Here is a 24226-nt window from a genome sequence, read left to right as displayed (position 1 = left end):
ATACCGTCTGGATTACAAAGCATTCTCTGAGGAGCCTCTGAATAACTTCGTAATTACCAACGCTTCCTGCTTTCTCGCTGTACCGTACTGCACCTGTATATGTGCCCGACCTGAGCAGGGCGAGCACATGCGACCATCAATAGCGCGCAGTAAAGTTGACGAACCAACCCTTATGGTCGTAATCAAAGTTCGTCAGGTCATCACTAAACTCTGTGAAGTTGTAACCTGCACCGATACGAATGTTTTTTCCAATATCTCGATCGACACCGGCTAGGAATCCCTGCCGAGTGCCACCATTATCTACATTGAGCCAACGATACTCAGCCAGCGCGTGCCAATTCTGGTAAAACTCAAAACGGACCTGTCCTGCGGTAAAAGTGGTGGACGAATCAAGCCAGTCACCGGTATTACGCCCAAAGCGAACTTCGCCCTCGCGCCGCGCCAGTTTGGCAGCCAGCTCCCAATGGTGGTCTAAGCGGTATACACCTTCAAATGCCAGCACTTGAGTCTTTTGGTCGTAGTCCACCTCACCCAACTGCCCCGGCGAGGCCAAGTCATAAAGATAGGTGTAACGCCCGAACAACCCCCAACGACTGTTGCTCCAAGGCCGGTAGGCAAAACCAGCATTACCCTCAATGAACTTTGCTCCCTCAGACGAGTTCAGCTCGTCTTCGGTGTCAGCGTAGTTAAAGCGCGCAGCAATCCTCCAACTCTCATTGAGTTTATGGGATAGGCGATGGGTACTGACCCATTGTGTGCGCCGCTCAGCCCCACTATCGCGCCGCCATTCCAACTTGCTCTGCCAGTCAGTTTCGGGCGAAGTACGCCCGCCGGTCAGGCTAACCGCATTCCGGGATACCTCCTCGCCGATGCTGTTGGTCAGCTCGCCATCACTCAGGATTAAACCCAGGTTCCAACCAATTGCTGGGTAAAAGTCCATACCGAAGGTATGCGCCAGCCCTGACTCATCACGACTTCTGATGTGCTGACTTTCGTTGAACAAATTTACTTGGTTCGACAATCTCCAGCGCTGGCCGAAGGTCCAGCCGTTCTGGCGATTAGGGTTGAAGAGCGAGTCGTATTCGGTACTGTCGGTCGAGTAGGTGTAGCCGCCGTAGAAGCTGTGCTGTGAAGTAAGCCGGTATTCGCCGTTGAGCGTCGCCGCGTCACCGCGATCGCCAGTGGTTATCTCAGTTCCCAGGGTCGACAGGTTGGCGAAGTTGTAGCGCGCCGCCAGCGAATAAGCATCGTTGTCGGCATAGTCACCACCATCGTTACTCAGGGTCATCTGGGTAGTGCCGGACACGTCCAGCGATGTACCGAATCGATGAGAATAACGCAGCGCACCCAAGAGGCCGGTGGCATCGCCTTCTCTTCGCTGCTCCTCAATACCGCGCACTTCAGCGCTCAGGGCACTGTTGTCACCAATACGCAACTCGCTGTTGAGGTGCGCTTGAGCCAGTGTTTCACCATCGCGCTCAGCCTCGCTATAACGGGCGTTGATACCGAGACCCTGGTTGAAATGGCCCAACAGCTCTGCGCCGTGTTCCTCGATATCGAGACCAGTGTCATGCCTCGAGATCGAGTAGCCACCGTCGACCTGCCGCCACCAAGTGGCGGCGCTCCACTCCTGCTCGGTCCAACCCAGCTCGCGGAAATTCACCCGCGATTCGACAGAACTGGCCACGCCCTCGCGCAAGCCGTCCGGGTTAAGTCGAGAGAAACTCAAGCCGCCGTTGTCGGAGAAGAACACTGGTGCAATAGTGGACTCGGTCCGACTGTGTTCGAATTTCAGATAAGTGCCTTTGCCAAACTGCTGGGTAAGGTCGGCCCCCATCAGCGTGTAATCCTCACCGGCGCGGTTCTCGTCGATATAGGTAAGCCCTATTCCCACATGGTCACCAAACCAGTGCTTGGCACGCACACCCCCAGTGACCTCATCGGCATCGAAGCCCGATGGCACCCACTCGTAGTCCACCAATAGCCTCTGCTCGAATCCATCCAGTGGCGTGTCGCGGGTAATGAAAGGGATGTTTTCCCGGGTAATTTGCGACAGCGCCCGAGTCAGCAGGATACGGCCTTGCAGTTCATCAATCTCGTAGTCAGCACCGCGCTGCAGCTCGATGCGCCGCTCCACCAGCCCGGTTCCCGGGTCGCGCACCTCCAATACGACGTGATCTGAGCCGGGCAGCACGTCGGTATGGCGCAGGTAATACAAGCTGCCGCCGGTACCGATGAATTCGCTGTGGCCGGGCGCGGTCTGCGCCTCGGAGCCGAATACTCGCAACTCGGTATCCGCATCCCCCAAGGGTTGGCCGAACTTGAGCGCCAGTTCAGCCCTGCGCCATACAGCGAGCGTCCGTATTGCGCATATTCAGTGCCAGTGATTCCGGTGTAGTAATTGCCCCACAGCGCTTCGTTCTTGTCCCATTCGGCGCGCAGGTAGAACCGCCCCATGGTGTCGACGTCCCGGGAGGTGGTCGAATCGTCCCCGTAGGTCGGGTAGTACAGGTCCGGATCCAGGCGCCGGAAGACATCCTGTGGGTCGGCCTGGGTAAATCCGTCGAATAGATCTTCCAGGGGCCGATCCTGGGTGTCTGCCTGGGCGGTGATCAGGTATTTGCCCTTCGTTTTGGCTTTTAGGTAGAACGCCAACCGGCCGTCACTGAGAAGGTCATCATCGCGGCCATCCAGCACCAAGTCGCGGCCGGGGCCACTGGCCCTGTTCTCTCGCACAGTTACATCGGCGATGCCCACACCGAAGAAGTAGCGCCCGCTCACTTCTATCGGCAGCTCGCGTTCGACAACGGAGCCCCCAGGACCTTCAAGCCTGACATCAAAGCGGTACTGGCCCACCGGCATCAGGTACTCGGCAACGAACTTCCGCTCCAGGTCGACCGGGTAGCTGTCGCCGTTGATCCACAGGGTGTGAGCAGCCGGAATATTGCGGCCCTGTATGCGCACTCGCGATCCGTAAATCGGGATATTCTGGTAGCGCAGGTTACTCTCGTCGAACACATCGTCGATCAGGCGCTGGGTCTCAGCTTCCTCCTCGCTCAGCGCACTGCCGAAGGAGCGTTCAGTCGAACTTCGCAGGAGTTGTTGGCTGCGCTCAGCTTCGTCGGGACGTACCAGTTGCAAGCGCTGGGGATAGGTCTCGTCAACATGCCCCTCAACATCAAACGCACGCAGTACATAGACCAATTCATCACCGACTCGAAACGGAATTTCCCGGGGCAACGCGCTATCCCACTGAGCCTCCGCCACTGGAGCTACATCAACCGCAACTTTTGCCAGCGGGCTGATCAAGTCGACGTCGGTGCTGCGGAACACTGCCAACTCCATACGCGAGACAAAGCTGCTGTAATTACTGCGCACGAAAAAACGCACCGGCCGGGTGATGGCGCCATTTTCGAATGGCACCATGGTGGGGGCCGACACCGACAAGTCGCGCCGGCCCAGTGCGGGATCTTCGGTAGCCCAGATTACGCCGTTATCAGGCAATGACACAGAGAACCGCCCCTGCGCTACAGCTCGTCCCGGCTTTTCCAATCCGATTGCGACCCTGCGATCAGGTTGCAGCTCCTCGGATGAGGACTGCTTGCTTGTGCCTACCGTAAGAGGCTCATCGTAACTGCGAGTACGCAGCTGGAATAGCAATCCATCACCGGTACGACAACCGTCGGCAGCGCACACCAGTTCCGGCGACACACCACTACTAACAGCGGTAATAGACGATCCATCAACCGGTGACGGAGACAAACGCAGGCGCTGACCGGAGTAGATTTTGTAGGGGGGATCGATGCTATTCCAGCGCGCGAGTTCCTTTAAACTCACACCAGCACGGGCAGCGATAGCATATAAATAGTCGCCGCTCGCAACGGTATAAAAGTCATCGTTCATAAAACCCTTGGCATGCGGCGCTGCAGGGGCATGTTCGATGGTGGCGCCTTTTGGAGTGACATCCTTCAAGGCTGTCGCTTGCTTCGCCAGCCTCTTCTGAGGTGACACCGATGCACTCGGCGGCGGCGACAAACGCAACTGTTGTCCGGGATAGATTGTGTAAGGGGAATCAATGAGATTCCAGCTAGCGAGTTCAATTAAGCCCACACCGGCCCGGGCAGCAATACTAGATAAATAGTCGCCACTGGCGACGGTATAGGATTCGCCATCCATCAAACCGCTGGCATGGGGGGCACTATGGAGATAGGTTCCATAGTAGCGCCCGTATGCAATGGCTCGGAGCTTCCCGTCATGGTTACTGGTGTTTGCTGTGCAAGTACCTGTGCTGTACAACTGGCCAGATTACTGATCACGACGGCATAGAGTAATTTCATCTGCATGATCGGCCCCTTATTTATCTTCAGAAGTGACAGGCAAAGTGACAGACGCTGTCGGGTCATCACTGGACTCGACCCGTATCCGGGAACGCACTTCCGGGCTCAACCTCATAGCCAGGGCGTTGTACACAGACCTGGCCCTTCGCAAACCCAGGGCAATGTTGTATTGGTAACTGGCGCGCACATCGGTATGGCCCACCACTGCCACAACGCCACTACCCATTTCCTCCAGGTGGGCAGCCACGTTATCCAACAGCTCCTCAAACTCCGGTCGGATCTCGGAGCGGTCGGTGTCGAACAGCACCGTGCCCAGCAGTAGCTCACCCGCGCTGATACCACCGACCAACTCATGAACCTCGGTGCGCACGGTGACCCTCAACATCTGTGCGTGCTCTGCTTCAACCTGCTTGAGCAGCAGGTCGCGCACTGCGATCGCACGTTGAAAAGCAAGTGCCTGACTTCGTCCATCGGCAGTGATGACAACCTCGCCGCCACCGTAGGCATCCACCTCCTCAGCCATGCGGGCAATCGCCGGCCGGTACTCGGCGCGCACCTCCGCACTGCCCGGCGCAAAGATGACTTCCCCCAGCGCCAGCTCAACCTCCTCGGTACGGCCGGGCAACAGGGTTACCGGCAAATGAACACCGAAGTCGAAGCGCACTGGCACGCCTGGAGTAATCTTCCGTACCAGTGGATTTTCGGTGGTGAAAACTGTGTCTGGAGACAGCGTGGATGGATCGACCTTGAGGATAAAATTGCGATAGCCACGTTCGCCGCCTTGCACATCAACCAAGTGGTAACGGCCGTACTGATCCGTTTCAATCAGCACACCCTCCACGGATGCGAGGCGGACACCCGGCAGGCCACGCTCGTCTATGCCGGCGTTACTGATCACATAGTCAACGACCAGCCCCTCCTCACTCTGGAACAGGCGACGCTCCACTGTCGGTTCGGCGGCGTTAAGCCCTTGGGCTGCCTCACCGGATTTCTCAACCCAAGTGTTGCCGGCAGCGTCCATTCGAACGGTCACGCCCTGGTCGCTGGTAAGCACGAAGTCATCGGTAAATGCGGGCTCGACCAGACTATTTCGAATTACTATCTGGTGCCGCTCTACAGGATCACCCTCGGACTGGCGGGCTGTGATACGGCCCAGAGTGATGCCCTGCAGCAAAGGCGCAGTAGCACCCGCCACCGGGGGAGCATAGGCACTGGATGCGAATCCACCCTGCACTCGCACTCCCGTCAGCGCGGCACTGTCCATCCAACCATCGGCGTCGCGGTCGTCAAACACCGTGCCGAAAATCAAACTGTCATCGAGCAGTGGGCCCGTTTCGACCGTCACCTGCGCGGTGGCCACATTCGAGATTGAATCACCGGTGTCGCTTTGCACCACCGCCGAGTTAATTTGTGTACCAAGCCGAGCACCAGCGCCGACGCGCAGCACATAGGCAATGGTGGCCTGCTCACCCACATCAATGTCGAGGCCACCTATCCTGAGCGGGTAGCGACCGGGCGACAGCTCGAAGGCATCATCACCGTCATCCACGGTTATCGAGCCTTCGACATAGTTGAATCCCGGCGGCGGCGTATCGACCAGAGCTGCATCCGTCACGGGCACCACGCCGACGTTCTCGACGGTCAGCACGTAACGCACCAGGTCGCCGATCCGTGCAGATCCCACGCCTGCAGTCTTGACCAACCGCAATTCCAAGTGGTTGTCCACCGGGTGGCCGGTGTTACAAACGGTGCAATCGGGATCATCTCCGCCCCCGCCCGACGCGACCACGTTGTTGCTGATCGTATCGCCTGCATCGGGGTCCACGAGAGTCTGGTAGCTAAAGAGGTAGACACCTGGCGCAGTACCCACTGCCAAAGTGCACTCGAGACCACCAGACGCGACAAGACAGTTTCCGCCTGGTGGGGAGATGATGGAGTCCGTCAATAAACTCTGACCATCGCTCAGGGTATCGGACAGGGTCAGCACTTCGGTGGTCGGACCATTGCTCACCGTCACGTTAAGCGTATAGGTGACTGTGTCACCTACCGTGACTTCAATACCATCTTCCGGATCTGAGGTTTTGCTTATTTGCACTCTCGGAAGTACCGGGTGCGATGTGCTACAGGTCTCGCAAACTCCGGTGTTGGGGACAACACTGTTATCAACTTCAGTGGTTGCGTTGTCGTTTAATGTGGCGGTGTAATCGAAAGTGTGCGAGCCGATGGCCGCACCCGCAGCCAGGGTGCAGGTGATCTCCTGCTCCGATGCTGAACAGCCACTTGGTAGAGGGCCGAGGTCAAGGCCCTCGTCCAGGGTGTCGGTCAGCACCACATCCCCATCGGTGACAGCATTGGCAACATCTACCGTCAGGGTATAGGACACAGTGTCACCCACCAGCACCGCCGTGCCACTGGCAGGGCTCGCGCTTTTGCTGACCAAGATCGTCGGATCGACCGGGTGGTTAGTGATGCAAGTCCCACAGTCTCCAGTGTCTGTGACGACACTGTTATCTACTTCGGTGGTCGCATCCTCGCTCACGGTGGTGGAGTAATCGAAAGTGTGCGAGCCGATGCCCGCGCCCGCAGCCAGCGTGCAGGTGATCTCCTGCCCCGACGCCGAACAGTCACTTGGCAGACTGGTAATATCAACGTCAAGGCCTTCACCCAGGGTGTCGGTCAGCACCACATCCCCGTCGGTGACAGCATTGGCGACATCCACCGCCAGGGAATAGGCCAGAGTGTCACCCACCGAGACCACCATGCCGCTGGCAGGGCTCGAACTCTTACTGACCCGGATCGTGGGATCGACCGGGTGGTTAGTGATGCAAGTCCCACAGTCTCCAGTGTCTGTGACGACACTGTTATCTACTTGGGTGGTCGCATCCTCGCTCACGGTGGTGGAGTAATCGAAAGTGTGTGAGCCGATGCCCGCGCCCGCAGCCAGCGTGCAGGTAATCTCCTGCCCCGACGCCGAACAGTCACTTGGCAGGCTGGTAATATCAACATCAAGGCCTTCACCCAGGGTGTCGATCAGCACCACATCTCCGTCGGTGACAGCATTGCCGACATCCACTGTCAGGGTATAGGACACAATGTCACCCACCGAGACCGCCGTGCCGCTGGCAGGGCTCGCACTTTTGTTGACTGAGATCGTCGGGTCGACCGGGTGGTTAGTGATACAAGTCCCGCAGTCTCCAGTGTCAGTGATGACACTGTTATCTACTTCGGTGGTCGCATCCTCGTTCACGGTAGCGGAGTAAGCGAAGGTGTATGAGCCGATGGCCGCGCCCGCAGCCAGGGTGCAAGTGATCTGCTGCCCCAATGCCGAACAGCCATTTGGCAAAGGACCTGGGTCAAGGCCGTTATCCAGGGTGTCGGTCAGCACCACATCCCTACCAGTGACGGCATTATCTACATCCACCGTCAACGTATAGTCCAAAGTGTCCTCGACCGAGACTGCCGTGCCGCTAGAAGGAATCGCGCTCTTGCTGACTAAGATCGTCGCCGTGATGTTGACGTCATCGTCGGTATTGTTGTCAAGATTAGGGTCGAAGAACACACCCGACGAGGGAGGGTCCACCGTCGCCACATTGACCAACTCACCAGTATGATCATCTGGAACGGACAAACTTTGAGTGAACGTTACAGAGCCGCCCACAGGCAGGTTGACGGATATATTATTGATGGCGCCGACCCCGCTGGCAGTACTACAACTGCCACCACCACCACCGCTACTACAGGTCCAATTGGCCGAGGGGATACCTGAAGGTAAGGGGGCATTCACTATTGAGCCGGGAGCCTCAAACGGCCCCAGATTGCTAACGGCTATGGTATAAACGACCTCATCACCAGCAGTGTAGATTTCACTGCCATCGTCCACGGATATTGCCAGGTCAGCAGGGAAAGACATGCTTGTGGTAACACATTTAGCACCGTCGTTCGTATCAGTGCCCCGGATATCAGAGATCATGGTGCCGATGCCGGTTATCGTATCAAACTGATAGAAACCTCCATCATTGTTAACTCCAAATACGCCATTTGTGGCACCAAACATGGCACCAAAAAAATCCGGATAGGGCGACTGCGCTGAAGACCCAATCTTCCTCGTCTGGCCCGTTGCAGGGTTAATTTCGTACAGCGGACCCGTGATGCAGAACAAGCACTCACTACCAACGGCATAAAGTCGATCATTGTGCCACGCCAGATCTTGTGCCTGGAAAGTTAAGCTCGTAGGGATCCTAACAGCGGTACGATTAGATATATTTATTCGATAGAGATTATTATTGGGACCAGTATGTCTGACATAGTAATTACCAATTGGATCGATTTCACCTGAGGTGTAACCCGCAGGAAAATTATCTGGATCGGGGACTGGAAGATTCTGTATAGCCCCTAGTTGCTGGACACTCCCATCCCTGCCAATTCTTAACAGAATGTTGGTCGTACGCCTGATGGCATACAGATAGTTGTCCAAAGGATTGAATGCAGTGCCGTTATAGACCTCCCCTGCGGCACTTCCCAAAATAGTGAATCCAAATGGGTCCGAACTCGTATCGAAACGAATCAACTCCGTTGGAGGCGTGTTTAGCACCACGGTTTGCGTCAGATAAAGGCTCGAATCACATGCCGGCATTGGTTGCACTTGTGCCTGCGTGCTCGCCGACCAACCCACCAAGCCAAAGGCAATGGCCAACACAACACGGAGCACCTGCAAAACCCCTTTACCCAAAGATGCCACCGCCTTGCCGCAGCAAGATCTAACCACGCATCCTCCCCCCACAGAAAAGCCAACTGCCCGCTATACACACTCATCAAACGTCTCCCCAATCGTTTGCTGTTCAAACCGCGTATTCAGTGCTTTTGCATTAAATATGCGGTGCCGTAGCACATTTTTATGCTGAGCAATCATGTGATTGAGCGAGGTACTCTCCATGGAAAAAACATGGGTATGGAAATTCTTTCTATTCGAACACGAACCAATACCGCGAATAACAATCTGTTTTTGACGGACGGATTGACGGTTTAATTTGATATGAACTGCAGTACCGAAATAATTGAAAAATAGCTTAAACAAAATAGATTGTTATTAACCTGGCAACTGGAATTTGCGCTAATACCGATATGAATAAAGCTGAAAATTGCCATTTCGGCTGTGTAGGAAGAGAGTTCTACCTCAAAAGATCGCAGATACCCGTTGGTGCGCTTAAGGTATCAATAAACAAGCAAGTCGAACGATACTGAGAAGGCCGTACTCTATCGTTTGAATAATGACAACCTGGAATTCCGGCTGGCAGGGCAGAAAGGGAAATCGAAGTACTTTATTTACCGACCTATTCTCTGATATTTAACCTAGACAAATACCTAAATTATGACCTGAAAGCAGGTGTCCACAGAGAGAAATCCTCCCGTAAAAATCACTAAGCCACATAACAACATCCAGTATGCGGATAACGAAAAGGCAGTCTGGGCAGGTCAAAACATACAAAGCATGCTATATCCTTCCTGTCAGCGTTACCCTACATTTGTCGGGTTGTCCGCCCCGCCCTCCAGAATTAATATCCGCCCAGTCACCAAAAGAAAAAACAATCTGTGGGAAATATGTCGAGGTCGGAACTTTCATACCAGAAACCCGTACCGCTATTTTGACTAATTACGACATCAACCCCAGGTAAATAACTATTTCTAAGTCTGATACTGGGTCAAAGATTGTACATGGAGAGTTTCCCGAAACACTAACGGAGTCAGCTTAGCAACAAAAGTCACGGATTCCACTGTAAATAGTGGGAGGGCAGATAGAAATCCAGTCAAGACTTTTGCAAGCGCCAATAACGGGATTACGAATGGCAGCTTACCTATAACAGGCAACCCAACACCGGGGTTACTATTATAATGAAAATTTTTCTGAAGATGCTTGGGGAATTAAGTGTTTTTCACGATGGTATAGCTGTGGATTTACCGGCTTCGAAAAGGACACGCGCTCTTCTTGCCTACCTTGCGAAGACCGCCAAACCACATCGTCGTGAACGTTTATGTGAAGTCTTCTGGGAAACCCCAGATGATCCGCGCGGGGCGTTGCGCTGGTCATTGAGTAAGCTCCGCCCCCTGGTGAATGACACATCCACTGAACGACTAGTAGCAGACCGGGAACGCGCAGGCATTGCGGCTCCTGATATCGAAATCGATATCAACATCCTGAAAGAAAAGATCGTGGCCAAGAATTTAACACCTGTGGAGTTGGCCTCGCTTGCGGACAGCTTACAGCAACCATTTCTGGATGGTATCGACTTGCCAGACCAGGAGTTATTCCAACAGTGGTTAACAGCAGAAAGACAAGAAATAGTTCGTTTGCAAGGCAAAGTGCTAGCCCGTTTGTCATCACATCCAGATATTAACCTCCATGAACGACTAAATAAGGCCCGTGAATGGGAAGCCTTAGAACCACTCAACCCTAATGCTGCGACTCAACTTCTAACTCTACTGGATCGCCTTGGTCACACTTTTGAAGTCACAGCTTTAACTCATGATTTTGCAAGGCGGTTTCACAACGCGGGAATTACCTGGTCTCCAAATACACGGTCCGAGATCGAACTTACAAGAAAAGTGGTCGAAGAAAACAATCCAACTACCGCCGATGTCGACAAAGATTCTAAAGCAAGTGACCTTATTGCTCGGCAAAAGATCCATTTTTGCACTTCAGATGATGGTGTACGCATCGCTTATTCTTCAGTGGGGGAAGGGCCCCCCATTATCAAGGCTGCTAATTGGCTCAGCCATCTTGAACATGACTGGGATGCCCCAATTTGGAGTCCCCTATTTCGCGATCTTGCTTCTGACCATCATTTTGTCCGCTATGACAAACGTGGAAATGGTCTTTCCGACTGGAATGTGGACAATATGTCCTTTGAAAAATTTGTGAGTGATCTTGAGACTGTTGTATCGGCTGTCAAAATCGACAAATTTGCCCTACTCGGAATATCTCAAGGTGCAGCTGCTTCCATAGAGTACGCTGTCAGACACCCGGAACGAGTATCACATTTGATCCTGTTTGGAGGCTATGCCGCAGGCTGGCGAATAGATTCGACAGACGATATTCGCAGAGAGCACGAGGCATTGATGACTTTGACCGAGGTAGGCTGGGGAAAAGAAAACCCTGCATGTCGACAGATATTTTCATCTATCTTCATGCCCAGCGCCACGCCTGAAGAACTTTCTTGGTTCAATGAATTCCAGCGTTTAACGACATCCGCAGAAAACGCTGTTCGGTTTTTATCTATATCCGCTAATATTGACGTGCGTGAACGACTCAAGCAAGTGAAAGTACCAACCTTAGTAATTCACTCATTGGGAGACCAGCGCATTCCCGTCGAAACCGCTCGCGATATTGCCGCTACAATTCCCAATGCCGAATTCATAGGGCTGGATAGCAGCGGACATCTGCTACTGGGGCGGGAGGATGCATCAAAGGTTTTTGTAGAGAGTGTACGAAATTTTATTGCTCGCAAACCACAACAACCCTCAGAAAAAGAAGAGATATAAAACCCCTAAAGAGGTTGTATATTACTACCTAGCATCAAGTAATAACTCCTACCCTATCATGCTGCAAGTAAATCATCTTGCAGCATGATAAACAATTCACTTGATAACATCTTCCCTCGGATTACCTTTAGCCTATCAATCCATTACAAATTAAAAGTTATCCTTGGCGACACCTTATTGCCGCATTCAATAAAGCACGTAACTGAGCTGGTGGGGCAGTCGGAGACAGGGTAATCCAATTGTCCGGCAAATTAGTATCAGAGTCACAGGTGCAGGCTGCCAAGATTTCCTGAGCCAGTGCACTTGCCTCATCTGAAGATAGAGACGAATTTTTGAGAGTGGCATATTCACACAGCAATATGGAGAGGGGGGCGTTGGATTGACAAACATCCTCTACCGAAGTAAATGTCAATACTGGACAGCGCCACTTTTGCAAACAATGAGAAAGCGTATCCTTAAGGTCATCATCTTGAAAAACCAACGCAACTACAGGTAGGTCCTCTTTTGGCTCAGTTTCCTTTTCATGCTTCAGCGAAACATGTTCAAGTCTAGGCACGCAAATCGTAAAATCACTTCCACTTCCGGGGATAGATTTAATTTCCACAGGGTGATTCAACAATTCAGAAATAAGTTTGACAATGGATAGGCCGATACCAGAACCACTAGAATCCAATGAGTTTCTACCTGACCGTTGATAAATCTCAAAGATTCGCTTCAGATCTTCATTGTCAATGCCACATCCGGTATCAGTAACATGAATAACAACATTTTTGCCTTGCCGCCGGCAGCCAATAACGACCTTACCTTCGTCCGTATATTTGATCGCATTGGTAATCAAATTACGCAGCATCCTTTCTAGCAGTATTGGATCGCTTAGGACCTGCAGGGAGCATGGCTGAAACTTCAATCGAATGGATTTCGCTTCCGCTAAAATCCGCATCTCATTCTGAAGTTGGGAGAACAGATTTGTCAGTTGTATTGACTTAAGTTCAGGTATTATACCCCCGTATTCTAGTTTGCATAAATCAATAATGGAATGAAAAGATTCACTCAACTGGTGGTGTGTATTCTTCAGCTGTTCAAACATCATTTTTCCATCCACACCATGAACGTGTGGGTTCAGGTGCTCCAGAAAAATACCCATTGAATAGAGTGGCTGGCTCAAGTCGTGACTGCTCTGCGCAATGAAACGGGACTTTTCGTGATTAAGCTTTTCCATTTTCAGCTTTTCCATATATAGAGCTTTTATACGCAGTATTAGTGCAATCGCCTGTATAAGCATATGCAAAATCTGAACATAGAGAACTTGAATCATTTCATAATGTTCATTGACTTCCTCAATAGAATTGGAAGGCCGATCAACAACTAATGTTATTTCCAAAATAAACATTATCAGCAAAGGCCACCCACAAATATAAATCGTGTAATAATGACCATCATTGCGGGCCTTGGAAATACCAGAACTTAGAATAAGCAGCCAAACAAATATTGAATTGAAGATATATAGAAATGTACTTTCTTTAAATGAAATCATGGTACTAGCTACTGCAACAGACACTGTTGTCAGGACCGCCACCACAAACGCACAATTCCATATTCCAGAACTACGTTTGATTTGCAAGAAGCTTGCAGAAAATGCCAATAGAGATAACAGTGACGAAGAAACCAACAACCAAAACAGTGTTGCTTTTTCATAAGTTGATTGCCACAAAATAGCTGGCATACAGCTAAATTCAATGTAATAGATCAGCATTAAGAGAGAAGAGAGAGACCCCCAAAAGAAGGTCATTTCTGCCATTAGTAGCCAGCAAAGAAAGCCAAGCAGGATGAATCCAAGAATAATGCCGATCATTATTTTAAATGTATAATCCATCTGCAGGTTCCAGAGCTTGTATTGATGCTCCCCCATCAACGCCAAGTATGGATAGCCAGTAGTAAATTTAGCGTTCAACTCAATAACCAATAAATAGGATTCACCCTTTTGTAGCTCAATATTTACTGCCCGACCGATAGTGCTGATGTCAGTAGAGTCAAGAAAGTCAGCGTCTCTTAGAGTGTGAACAACCTGACCATCTCTTCCCCTGATCAATACCCTAAATTGCTGGAAATCGAAATTTCTGATGTGTAATACCCAGTCACTATTTTCTGAATAATTGACAATGTTAGCGTACAGCCAGAATCGGTCGTGTTGCTCAAAGTCGGGGGTCTGACCAAATGCTTGCCCCTGGGGAACAAGATCCGGAGCATTTTCCAATAACAGACCTTCTGAAGCGACGATGAAATCGGAGGAATGATTGAGGGAACCCAATCTGTAGCGAGTATCAGGTTTAGTTAACTTGATAGGCGAGAAGAATTTAGCCGTGTGCTCCGCGGAATATTGCCTCTTTACTTGGGAAGAGCTAAGCCCCATCACCAATACTACCAAGAATATGGTCAGGAATAGATTAAGTTTATTTGTAGGTGGACACAATACCTTGCGAGTCACACTACCTCCGAAAGAAACTGCTAAATAATTTGATGCGAAACTAAATTGATGAGAGGTGAGCTACCATCTTAAGAGAAGAGGATGGAAAAGTAGATATGAAGTATATTTGGGACCACTTGGCTAATCGGAACTGCTCATTTTTCACGCTACTAAAATCCGTTTTCCTTGACGAATGCTGTCGAATACAATCACTAGCGTTCTCATGGCCCCCTCCTCCCCAAGATGAGTATAAATGGGGGAGAAAGTTATTGGCTTCTAAGCCTTTTACTATCGTTTTATAAACTCCGAACTTAAAACGTACCATATGGGTAATCGCTGCTTTAGCCAACAATTCCAACCATTTACCTTTTAATTTAACAAAAGAGTAAATAACAACTTCTCCTCAAATATTGTCAGCAACATCCCACTACGTCCCTTACCTATCACGGTACCATCTTCCCAGTCGCACTTACCATAGCGATTGCGATAGGATTTTGATGTAATTCTCAAATTTGTACAAAGTCTTCGCTATTTTCCCAATCTGAATAAATCAGCGGATGGATTGTGTTGCAGTGTAACAATACGTCCTTATATCTCTTTAAATCGCCTACTAGTTGCTGGGGGCTTAACTCTTTCTGAGTTAGTGTATCTATTCGTTGCAGCACACCATCTATTGCTTTCCGCATCTTATACACTCTCTGATACCAAAAATAAGCTAGCCGGTGTGCTTGTACTAGACCATTCGCTGAGGAATACCTTTTCAACAGTTCTGTTATTACTTTCTGAGATTGTTCGGCTTTTCTCAGGCTGTAGATCTGGTATCGTTCATTCTCGTTCAGTGGGTAATAGCTCATAAGTACCAATCGTACTTATTAACCAAACTAAGAATGTTGTTAATCATGAAAATCCTATTCCAAGCCAAAAATATTGACTGTCCTCTAGCTCTAAGATAGAACATCTGGAAACTCTAGTATCCTTGAGGTGCCCCAAGAGTTTATTCTATAACCATGAATCATTCTATCCCATGAAAAGCGGTAGGTTGATAAAAGTAGAAAGAGCTAGGTGAATGACTTTTAAAGTACTTATAGTCGAAGATCACGAACTCTACCGGGATGCATTGTGCTTTATATTGCACGAGGCCTTTCCCAATATCCAGGTTATCAAGGTGGATGACTTCCCTGCGGCCATAACCGCCTTAGCAAGTCACAACGATATCAGCCTGATCCTGTTGGACATTCATATTCCTGGAACCAGTGGACTCAAAGGCCTTAAAGAAATAAAAAGCCGATACCCGGCTCTGCCTCTGGTTGTCATTTCTACTATTGATCAACAAGCTAGTATTCAACAGATGCTACTATTGGGTGCTGATGGTTTTATTTCAAAAGCAAGCTCTAAAACTACGATAATTAAGGCGTTGAATAGTTTTATGGAAGGTGAAGTAGTCATTATAGAGGGGCCAAGTAATTCCAGCTCTCCAACACTTTCTCCTCGACAGATTACTACGCTAGAGCTTCTTTCTCTCGGCCTGTCAAACAAAGAAATAGCGACTCAGCTCAACATCTCCCCCTCCACCGTCAGAGAATATGTTTCAGATTTACTAACACTGTTTAGCTGTAACAATCGAACACAGACAGTCCTGAAAGCTCGCCAATTAGGCTTTATTCTAGATTGATCTACCTCTAAATGAAGAGAATATTCCTTCTCCACTAAAGGATTCTGCACGGGGTCGTTCTGTATCATAAAGCAGAGTTCTGGAAAAATGTAAAGGCCTAATGCAAGCCAAAGGTAATGCCACATCTGGGCCGAGCCCCCTGCACTATCCGGATTTTCGACAATACTCGTTAGGGGAATCTGGAGGGAAAACCATCGATCTTGGTGCCAATCCGGTAGGGATCTACCAAAACAGGCGCACAGTGATACTCGAGCAAGTAGGGGGAGAGGCCTCACCTAATGAGGCACCAGTAGGGCATCACACCAGTGCTTTCAGCAATGCGACTATGGCAGTCATAAAACAGAAAAACATCAGTGAAACCCTACCGGGAACAAAAGATAGCAAATCGTCGCTAACCTTTCATATGCTCCAGTAAATAAGTTAGAACTTCATCTCGGTCATCGATCAACTTTTCAATCAGATCAAGATGATCCCGATTATTCGCTAATTTGAAATAACAGGGGTTACCCATTTTTAGCATTTTCTCTTGATACTCCTTGGTCTGCCGGAAAAATTCTGGAGTATCAAATTCAGGTACTATTAAGTGTAAAGGGCATGCTGTTGCGTCGACACTAGACTCTAACAATTGGGGGCTAACTTTTTCAGCAGACTCCATCGACATATGGATGGCATCGTTCACAAAGCTGTCTACCAGTGGCCGGATATCAAAAAGCCCAGCAAGAGAAAACGCGCCCTTAAACTTACTTTGGGCTGATACTGACACACCAAATTGGCTCCAGTCCGTTTGGTGCAACAAAGCTACCAGCTGCCCCCGCAGAATGCCCCACTAAATGAACAGATGGAGCCCCTTTTGCCTCGGCCTCATTCAGCACGCTTGCTACTGCCCACTGCATCTGCGTGACAATAGACTCCATAGGAGCATCATTTTCCCAATCCGGAGCCATACGATAACCCGGCATATAAACCGCAAAACCTTCTTTATTAAAAGGCTCGGCCAGAAAAGAAAACTGCTCTTTTGAAAACCACTGCCACCAGCCACCGTGAATATAGATTACAACCGGAGCATTTTCTGAGACTTCATCTGGCCTGAAAACATCCATCGAGCCCTCAAAGTCACCTTCCCCAAAACTGACAGTTTGTAAACCATCCTTAATCGCTCTGCGATAAGTAGAGCTACGGCTCCCGGTAAACTCAGCATGAGACGGCAGTAGAAGATCTGTGGGGAGACGTCGTGTCCACAGTGTAGGGTTATATTGCTCGTCGGTTTTCTCGCGGGTAAAGCTATACCAAAATTCACTCATGGCTAATACCCTTAATTCTCACTAGGATTTATAGCTTCAAATTGATCATCACGTAGCAGCATAGTACCGTCTTCCTGCAGAACCCAAAGTTCGCGTGTAATGACCCCTTGTGCATTGTTCATTTTCCAATTACTTGAAAGTACAGTTGAGGTTTCGTCCACTACTTCAATCTTTGCGCCTATATAACTCACATCGGCGAAACCTTGATCAATCAAGTTTTGCCAGAAGGTTTGTATATCCTTCCGTCCCTCAAACAGACCAAAGGGTTTGGCGGTCATCTGAGCCAGCTCTTCATACATAGATGCACAGCCTGCGGCATTGCCACTATTAAAGTAAGACTTCCACTGTTCACTGGCGGCTTTTGTTTTCTCAATCAGAATGTCGCTCATTTCAAAATCCTCTTCTGCTATAGGTAACGACCTTATGCGTATAGATTGCCTCATGGCACCAGCTGTGATAAATACCTATTGATTGATATTAGTGTTTAGGAAAATTAAACAATGAAGCCAAACCTGGAAGATATGCAGGTATTCCTAGCGGTAGTTGAGGCACGTAGCTTCACCCTCGCAGCCGATCGGCTGGAGCGCACCAAATCAGCAGTAAGCCAAGCCGTAACCCGGTTGGAGTCAGATATTGGCACACGGTTGCTTTATCGCAGCACCCGCTCTCTCTCCCTTACTGAAGCTGGATCAGAGTTTTACGCCCACTGCCAAGAGATTAAGGATATATATAACTCAGCATTAGCAGGCCTTAAGAATAATAGCGATAAATTGGCGGGTTCACTATCTGTGACAGCTCCCCACGCACTGTGTGAGTCAGTGATTGTTCCAGCAATCATCAGACTGGCCGAACAATACCCGCAATTGAAAATTAGACTATTAGCCAATGATTCCCCCATGGACTTGATTGAATCCCAGGTGGATTTGGCCATTCGTGTAGGCAATCTTGAACTTCAATCCGCCAAAGTTGCAAAGATTGGCTTATTGGGTGAAAGTCTATACGCCAGCCCTCAGCTAATCGAGAAGCAGTCCGGCACTCCTGAAGACCTTACCGAGTTACAAAACTGGACACATATTGCCAATGATTGGCAGGGCACACCATTAAAATATGAATTTAAAAATGGCGTTCAAGTAAAAGTCAGACCCAACATACGCTGCAACTCCCTGCACGACATCATGCAGTTAACTGAAGCCGGTTTAGGTGTTGCCCAGCTACCTGATATTGCCGCCCGAAAAAGAGTTGATAACGGAGCTCTTTGTCCGATAGCACCTGTCGCCGCTGCGCCTATTCATTATATGCATCTATTTTCAAAAAGACCGCCGGCAAAGGTACAAAAATTTATCAAAGCCATTAAGACCCAATTAAAATCTTTAGCTAATAATTAACAGTAAAAAAGAGCTTATTCACAGAGTTATTCAGCTCAATAGAGCTATATTTATAGCTTTTGGAGGCGACACTTCTATTATCGGGTATAGCCTACAACTTATCTGCATGAGCACAAAGATGGAAGTGAGAGAGAGCTTTTCGCAGCTGTAATGCCCGCGGCCTTCAAGGCTCGCCTTACGGGGTTTTCAGAGCGGTCCACACTCTGAGTTGCGACTTCTTGAAAGGTCTAGACATTTCTGCGAGGCCGCAACTTGATTGTGAACCGTCCTGGAAACCAGAGGCATCAAGGAATTATTCAAAGTCTCCTAAGTTTGAGGAGAAGAAACTCTAGTAATAGCTCCCCTTACCTTTTTTAAGCTAATTATCGCAACATTCAATATCATTAATTGCAGCGAAAATACTTAAATGTGGAATCTTGAGTGTAACGCACCAATACGTTTCCTCCTGAAGTCAGAGAGTAGACTTCCTCTGATTTCCACTGCTCCCCTTCGCCTTGCATATCAAATACCAGGTGAAGGTTGCCATCATTCTGGCTAGCCGACATCAATTGCCCTGATGATTCAGTAAACAGAACTCGATTGTCCGCCAGAGTCATCAAATTATCTGCAGAAGAGGCCTTACAGGATTCCTGGGTTCCAGCCCATTGCCCTTGATACTTAGGGGGTACCGTAGACATTGCACAAGCCTGGATTAATCCGATTCCCAGCAACACACAGAAAAAAGAGAGAGATCTCATTCAAACAACCCAATAACGTATACAATAAGAAAAAATAAGAATATAAGAAACTTACAGTATATCTAGTACTTATGTCTCAAATAAATCCCGCCACTGGTTAAAATCCTGAAATAGTCACCAAACGACAAAGGATTTAACGGGGTTGTGCACCTCGCTTTACACAAGTAAACATTTCTATTCTTCCCTCAAAAACAACCAAACAATTTGTGATTAGCTTTGAATTACATTGGCACTGATCACAGGCCAGGAAAATGCACTTACAATTTCAGCTATAGAAGCTATTCTCATTAGTATCCACTTGTGACAACAAAAGGGGCAGGGGAATGGATAATTTACAATTATTCAAAGACCGATTTGCGATTAGTGATCTACTCGCCCGTTACACACTAACTATCGACAATAATGATGCCCGAGGCTGGGCATCATTATTTACACCCGATGGTCGATTTGAACGTGGCAATATTATGATTCGGGGAAGGGAGAAACTAGAGCGCTACGCAACTATTCACAGCAAGTTGGGAAGTTGGCACATCACAAGCTCCCCCTATATTCCATTTCTAAAGATGGGCAGTCCGCTTCAGGGAAAGCAGCGACTCTACAAGTAATAGCAACACGATCCGGCTATCGTATTGGTGCCGTAGGAGAATACCGGGATAAGTTCGTAAAAATCGATAACAACTGGTTAATCGAATGTCGACGAGGAGAAGAGGTTAAACTACCTGAAGACCCGGAATTTCCCATCCTCAACGCCGACCCTGATGCTGGAAAAATCATACAAAAACTACTGGATGCTTGGGATGACTTGGGTGAGCCGATACCTGAGCCCCCAAACAAATAAAAATCCAAATCTTATATAGTAAGCCGAGCTAATTGAGTGCACGCAACGGCACATCATCACGGCGGCCAATTGATGCCCCCAGTATTTTCACTAAAAATTCGGTTATGACACCTGCTGTAAAGCCCCAGATTTCATAACCTTCATATCTGTAGGCCGGCAGATAAATCGCCTGATTATCAATAATAATCCGATCAGTGCGAATACGTGGGTCCGCCAGAAAAAATGACAAAGGAACTCGAAATACTGCATCCAATTCTCCAGGGTTTGGGGACAGGTGAATTTCCGGAGAAATTATTCCCAACCAAGGGGTAACATGTACCTGCCAACGAGTAGTGCGTGGCCAAAGGGGGCCGAGTATACGCACATCATCCATAGGCAGACTGACTTCCTCTTCTGCTTCACGCAAGGCGGTAAATTGAAGTGATGGGTCGGTAGCATCCCAGCGGCCTCCTGGCAGTGAGACTTCACCGGAGTGTGTAGAGAGATTTGCTGAGCGCTTAGTAAGAATAACCTGGGGATCGGGTTCATCAGTAAGTGCAATCAATACTGCCGCATGCCCGTGGAGATCCGGGCCTACTGGAACCCGCGCTTCCAAATCTTCAATTTGCCCTACGATTTTCTGTTCAATGATCTCTAGCATAAATCTGTGTCCTACCCCGACTGCTACGAGGCTCCTTAACATTCATCATACCGGTTTTCAGCAGTAACACTGAGCGATATGCCACAATATCCATTTGTGACTTACCACCCTACCACACAATCAACAGCTTGACTCAGGTGGATTCAGACCCACCATTCGCGGTCTTATCCTCATCAATTTTGGGGGTATAGCCCCCTTTCAGCTTTTCCCGCACCGTTTGCACCAAGGCGTAATACACAGGCACTAGTAAAGTGGCGAAGAGACTCGCAGCCAACATCCCACCAAAGACCACCAGCCCCAGGGAAACCCGGCTTACTGCGCCGGCACCGGTGGCGACCAGTAGTGGAATTACCCCTAAAATAAAGGACATGGCCGTCATTAAAACCGCGCGGAATCGCAGGCGTGTGGCCGACAGAGCCGCATCCGCAATAGACTGACCCTTATCGCGTTCCACGCAGGCAAACTCTACTATCAGAATCGCACTCTTTGCTGCCATCCCAATCAGTAATACCAAGCCGATCTGCGTATAGAGATTGTTGATAGACCCTGCGATAAATACCGTAAACATTGCGCCACCAATCGCAATGGGGACACACAACATCACCGCAAAGGGGATAGTCCAGCTCTCATATTGGGCGACCAAAAACAAGTAGACAAATATCACGGCCAAAGAGAACAGGATTGGGGCCAGATTACCCGCAGTCACCTCCTGTAAACTGATGCCCGTCCACTCGTATCCATAACCTTCTGGCAACTTTGATGCCAAGTCTTCCATCGCATCCATTGCCTGGCCACTGGAATACCCCGGTGCCGGTGACCCATTAATGGTGACGCTGTTATATAAGTTGTAACGGGTTATTGTTTGTGGCGCGACCACCGGAGTAATAGTTGAGATCGAAGTCAGCGGTACTAAACCGCCACTATTGGCACGAACATAAAAACCAGCCAGATTTTCCTCTTTATCGCGAAATTGTGCATCGGCCTGAGCGATTACACGAAAGACCTTTCCATATAGGTTAAAGTCATTGATGTAATAGCCACCCAAAAAGGTTTGCAACGTTAAATACACATCTGGCAGCGGGACCCCAAGCACATGTGATTTCTCTTTATCCACCTTTAATTCCAGCTGCGGTGTGGCGGCCTGAAAACTGGTAAAGGCCTGGGAGATTTCACTGCGCTGATTGGCATTGCCCAGCAGGTCAAACAAGACCTGTGACAATTCAGTAATACTGCGCCCCTGTAGATCTTCGAGTACAAATTCAAATCCACCAACAGTGCCAATACCCGGTAGTGGTGGAATGACAAACGGCAGCACTTGCGCATCGGGAATTGCAGATAACTTTTTCTGTACCCGATCCATAATGGCAAACTGGCTATCTTCTCTGTTCGTGCGGTCATCCCAGGGTTTTAACACAGCAAACATCATTGCGGTATTGGAAGAAACACTGCTGGTAAGCAGGTTGTAACCGGGCACTCCAACCACATGAGCCATACCTGGCTCTTCCATTAGAACATCGGTCACTTGATTGACAATGGGTCCGGTTCGCTCCAGGGAAGATCCATCTGGCAACTGCACGTGTAACATAAACGTGCCCTGATCTTCATCGGGAATAAAACCGGTAGGAATTCGGGTAAAGAGTAAATAACAGAATAATAAAATCAGAATAATTGAGGCAATACCGATAAGCGGTATTTTGATACAAGTCCTCACCATTCCCACATAAAAACTTGTAGAAATATGCAGAGCTTTATTAAAGAAACCAAAAATACCGGTCTCTTTAATACCGGCTACTTCCCCGTCTTTGCTCGGCTTTAACAAACTGGCACAGAGGGCCGGACTTAATGTCAGTGCATTCAGGGAGGAAATGGCCACCGCCATTGAAATGGTGACAGCAAACTGCTGATACATTTTCCCCGTAATTCCCGGCATTAACATTACCGGGACAAAAACTGCAAACAAAACAAGGGTAGTAGCAATAACGGGGCCGGTAACTTCACGCATCGATTCCAGCGCGGCTTCCTTTGGCGGGAGGCCATCAGCCATTAACCGCTGGGTGTTTTCCACCACGATAATCGCATCATCTACCACTATGCCTATCGCCAGGATTAAGGCAAACAATGTGATGGTGTTAATCGTCATCCCAAATGCCAGCATTAAGGCAAAGGTGCCTATCAGGGATACGGGAATAGCAATGGCTGGTACCAGCGTAGAGCGCCAATCCTGCAGAAACAAAAAAACCACCAGTATTACCAATATCAGGGCAATAATCAGTGTTTCCACAACCTCTTTAATTGAGGCCTCTACGAATAATGTGGTGTCGTAGAGAATCTCCGCTTCCAGCCCATCTGGGAAGCGCTTCGACAGCTCAGCAACCTTGGCCTTTATGCCATCGGCCACTTCGATCGCATTTGCCTCGGGCAGCTGGTACACCCCTATCACTGCTGAAGCCTGGTTATCCAATTGCCCATAGGAAGAGTAAGATTCACTTCCCAGCTCCACCCTCGCCACATCCTTGACTTTTACCATGGCACCATCGGGCTTGGCGCGGATGGTGATGTCCTCAAACTCACTGGGAGATACCAAGCGCCCCTGCACCAAAATATTGTATTGGAACTGCTGATCTTGGCGGATCGGTGGCGCCCCGATCTGACCGGCAGCTACCTCTACGTTCTGTGCCTGCACCGCAGAGATAACATCCTGGGCGGTGACATCTAACGAGGCCATTCGGTTGGGGTCGAGCCAAAGGCGCATGGCGTAATTGCGCGAGCCAAAAATAACAACACTGCTCACCCCCAGCACCCGCGCCAATTCATCTTTTAAATAAATCTCGGCGTAGTTTGCCAGAAATAATTCATCAAACTTTTCATCTGGGGAAAACAAATTGACTACTAGTAACAGCGTGGTGCTCTGCTTGGAAACTACCACCCCATCCCTTTTCACATCCTCAGGTAGCTGGGGAGTGGCCTGCTCCACCCGGTTCTGAACATTAACCTGGGCGATGTCATCGTCGTAGCCAGGCTTGAATGTCACTGTGAGACTGTAGGAGCCATCATTGCCACTGGTGGAAGACATATAATCCATGCCCTCCACACCATTAACTTGCGACTCAATCGGCACAGCCACACTATCGCGCACTACTTCAGCGCTGGCACCGGCAAACGTGGCGGCGACATTGATGGTCGGTGGCGTTATTTCAGGGAATTGCGACACCGGTAATTGTGGCAAGGAGAGTATCCCTGCGAGGGTGATCAATATGGAAATAACAAAGGCGAATCGTGGCCGCCGGATACAAAAGGCGCTAATCATGGGCAGCGA

General features: G+C 49.4%; 16 protein-coding genes. 6 read left to right on the top strand and 10 right to left on the bottom strand.

Features of this window, described 5'->3' with window-relative positions:
- Positions 1-136 precede the first annotated feature (136 nt).
- The 3 genes from P0078_RS24790 to P0078_RS20335 all read right to left on the bottom strand — a co-directional run bounded on the left by P0078_RS24790 (position 137) and on the right by P0078_RS20335 (position 9066).
- Positions 137-2287 carry a hypothetical protein gene (locus tag P0078_RS24790; protein ID WP_502867285.1) on the bottom strand — a complete coding sequence of 717 codons (2151 nt, stop codon included), beginning with the start codon at positions 2285-2287 and terminating at the stop codon, positions 137-139.
- A 1888-nt stretch (positions 2288-4175) separates the two neighbouring features.
- Positions 4176-4343, bottom strand: coding sequence for a hypothetical protein (locus P0078_RS20340; protein ID WP_282931719.1), 168 nt, complete (start codon positions 4341-4343; stop codon positions 4176-4178).
- A 10-nt stretch (positions 4344-4353) separates the two neighbouring features.
- Positions 4354-9066, bottom strand: a complete 4713-nt coding sequence (locus P0078_RS20335; protein ID WP_282931718.1) for a DUF6923 family protein — start codon at positions 9064-9066, stop codon at positions 4354-4356.
- A gap of 1160 nt (positions 9067-10226) precedes the next feature.
- Between P0078_RS20335 and P0078_RS20330 the strand changes: the two genes are divergently transcribed.
- Positions 10227-11873 (top strand): bifunctional AfsR/SARP family transcriptional regulator/alpha/beta hydrolase, encoded by a 1647-nt coding sequence (locus P0078_RS20330; RefSeq protein WP_282931717.1) that lies wholly within the window; start codon positions 10227-10229, stop codon positions 11871-11873.
- 157 nt (positions 11874-12030) lie between these two features.
- On the opposite strand, the gene P0078_RS20325 is transcribed toward P0078_RS20330, so the two are convergent.
- Positions 12031-14358, bottom strand: a complete 2328-nt coding sequence (locus P0078_RS20325; RefSeq protein WP_282931716.1) for a sensor histidine kinase — start codon at positions 14356-14358, stop codon at positions 12031-12033.
- 1045 nt (positions 14359-15403) lie between these two features.
- Here P0078_RS20325 and P0078_RS20320 point away from each other — a divergent pair.
- Together P0078_RS20320 and P0078_RS20315 are read left to right on the top strand one after the other, a co-directional pair.
- The gene (locus P0078_RS20320) at positions 15404-16009 is read left to right on the top strand and encodes a response regulator transcription factor (protein ID WP_282931715.1); all 606 of its coding nucleotides are present in this window, start codon (positions 15404-15406) and stop codon (positions 16007-16009) included.
- 100 nt (positions 16010-16109) lie between these two features.
- Positions 16110-16424 carry a hypothetical protein gene (locus P0078_RS20315; RefSeq protein WP_282931714.1) on the top strand — a complete coding sequence of 105 codons (315 nt, stop codon included), beginning with the start codon at positions 16110-16112 and terminating at the stop codon, positions 16422-16424.
- Here P0078_RS20315 and P0078_RS20310 read toward each other — a convergent pair.
- Genes P0078_RS20310 through P0078_RS20300 form a run of 3 tightly spaced genes read right to left on the bottom strand, consistent with a single transcriptional unit; the run spans position 16401 to position 17699 of the window.
- Positions 16401-16772 (bottom strand): hypothetical protein, encoded by a 372-nt coding sequence (locus P0078_RS20310; RefSeq protein WP_282931713.1) that lies wholly within the window; start codon positions 16770-16772, stop codon positions 16401-16403. The genes P0078_RS20315 and P0078_RS20310 overlap by 24 nt on opposite strands.
- Positions 16750-17310 (bottom strand): alpha/beta hydrolase, encoded by a 561-nt coding sequence (locus tag P0078_RS20305; RefSeq protein WP_282931712.1) that lies wholly within the window; start codon positions 17308-17310, stop codon positions 16750-16752. The genes P0078_RS20310 and P0078_RS20305 overlap by 23 nt, the downstream gene beginning before the upstream one ends.
- Before the next feature lie 11 nt (positions 17311-17321).
- On the bottom strand, positions 17322-17699 hold the full coding sequence (locus P0078_RS20300; RefSeq protein ID WP_282931711.1) for a Cif family virulence factor: 378 nt from the start codon (positions 17697-17699) through the stop codon (positions 17322-17324).
- A gap of 111 nt (positions 17700-17810) precedes the next feature.
- On the opposite strand from P0078_RS20300, the gene P0078_RS20295 reads away from it, so the two are divergent.
- Positions 17811-18695, top strand: a complete 885-nt coding sequence (locus tag P0078_RS20295; RefSeq protein WP_282931710.1) for a LysR family transcriptional regulator — start codon at positions 17811-17813, stop codon at positions 18693-18695.
- Positions 18696-19078: 383 nt separating this feature from the next.
- Here P0078_RS20295 and P0078_RS20290 read toward each other — a convergent pair whose 3' ends face one another.
- A complete protein-coding gene (locus P0078_RS20290) occupies positions 19079-19372 on the bottom strand; it encodes a hypothetical protein (RefSeq protein ID WP_282931709.1) in 294 nt (97 codons plus the stop codon).
- A gap of 383 nt (positions 19373-19755) precedes the next feature.
- On the opposite strand from P0078_RS20290, the gene P0078_RS20285 reads away from it, so the two are divergent.
- Together P0078_RS20285 and P0078_RS20280 are read left to right on the top strand one after the other, a co-directional pair.
- Positions 19756-20037: a nuclear transport factor 2 family protein gene (locus P0078_RS20285; protein ID WP_282931708.1), complete on the top strand. Its 282-nt coding sequence runs from the start codon at positions 19756-19758 to the stop codon at positions 20035-20037.
- Positions 19956-20270: a nuclear transport factor 2 family protein gene (locus P0078_RS20280; protein ID WP_282931707.1), complete on the top strand. Its 315-nt coding sequence runs from the start codon at positions 19956-19958 to the stop codon at positions 20268-20270. The genes P0078_RS20285 and P0078_RS20280 overlap by 82 nt, the downstream gene beginning before the upstream one ends.
- Positions 20271-20298: 28 nt before the next feature.
- On the opposite strand, the gene P0078_RS20275 is transcribed toward P0078_RS20280, so the two are convergent.
- Complete coding sequence (locus tag P0078_RS20275) at positions 20299-20910, bottom strand: NUDIX hydrolase (protein WP_282931706.1); 612 nt, start codon at positions 20908-20910, stop codon at positions 20299-20301.
- Positions 20911-21043: 133 nt separating this feature from the next.
- Entirely contained in the window at positions 21044-24217 is a 3174-nt protein-coding gene (locus tag P0078_RS20270) for an efflux RND transporter permease subunit (RefSeq protein WP_282931705.1), read from the bottom strand.
- Positions 24218-24226 lie beyond the last annotated feature (9 nt).

Origin of the sequence: Microbulbifer sp. VAAF005 (assembly GCF_030012985.1) — a bacterium.
Lineage (GTDB): Bacteria > Pseudomonadota > Gammaproteobacteria > Pseudomonadales > Cellvibrionaceae > Microbulbifer.
This window is presented reverse-complemented; position numbering and strand designations above follow the sequence as displayed.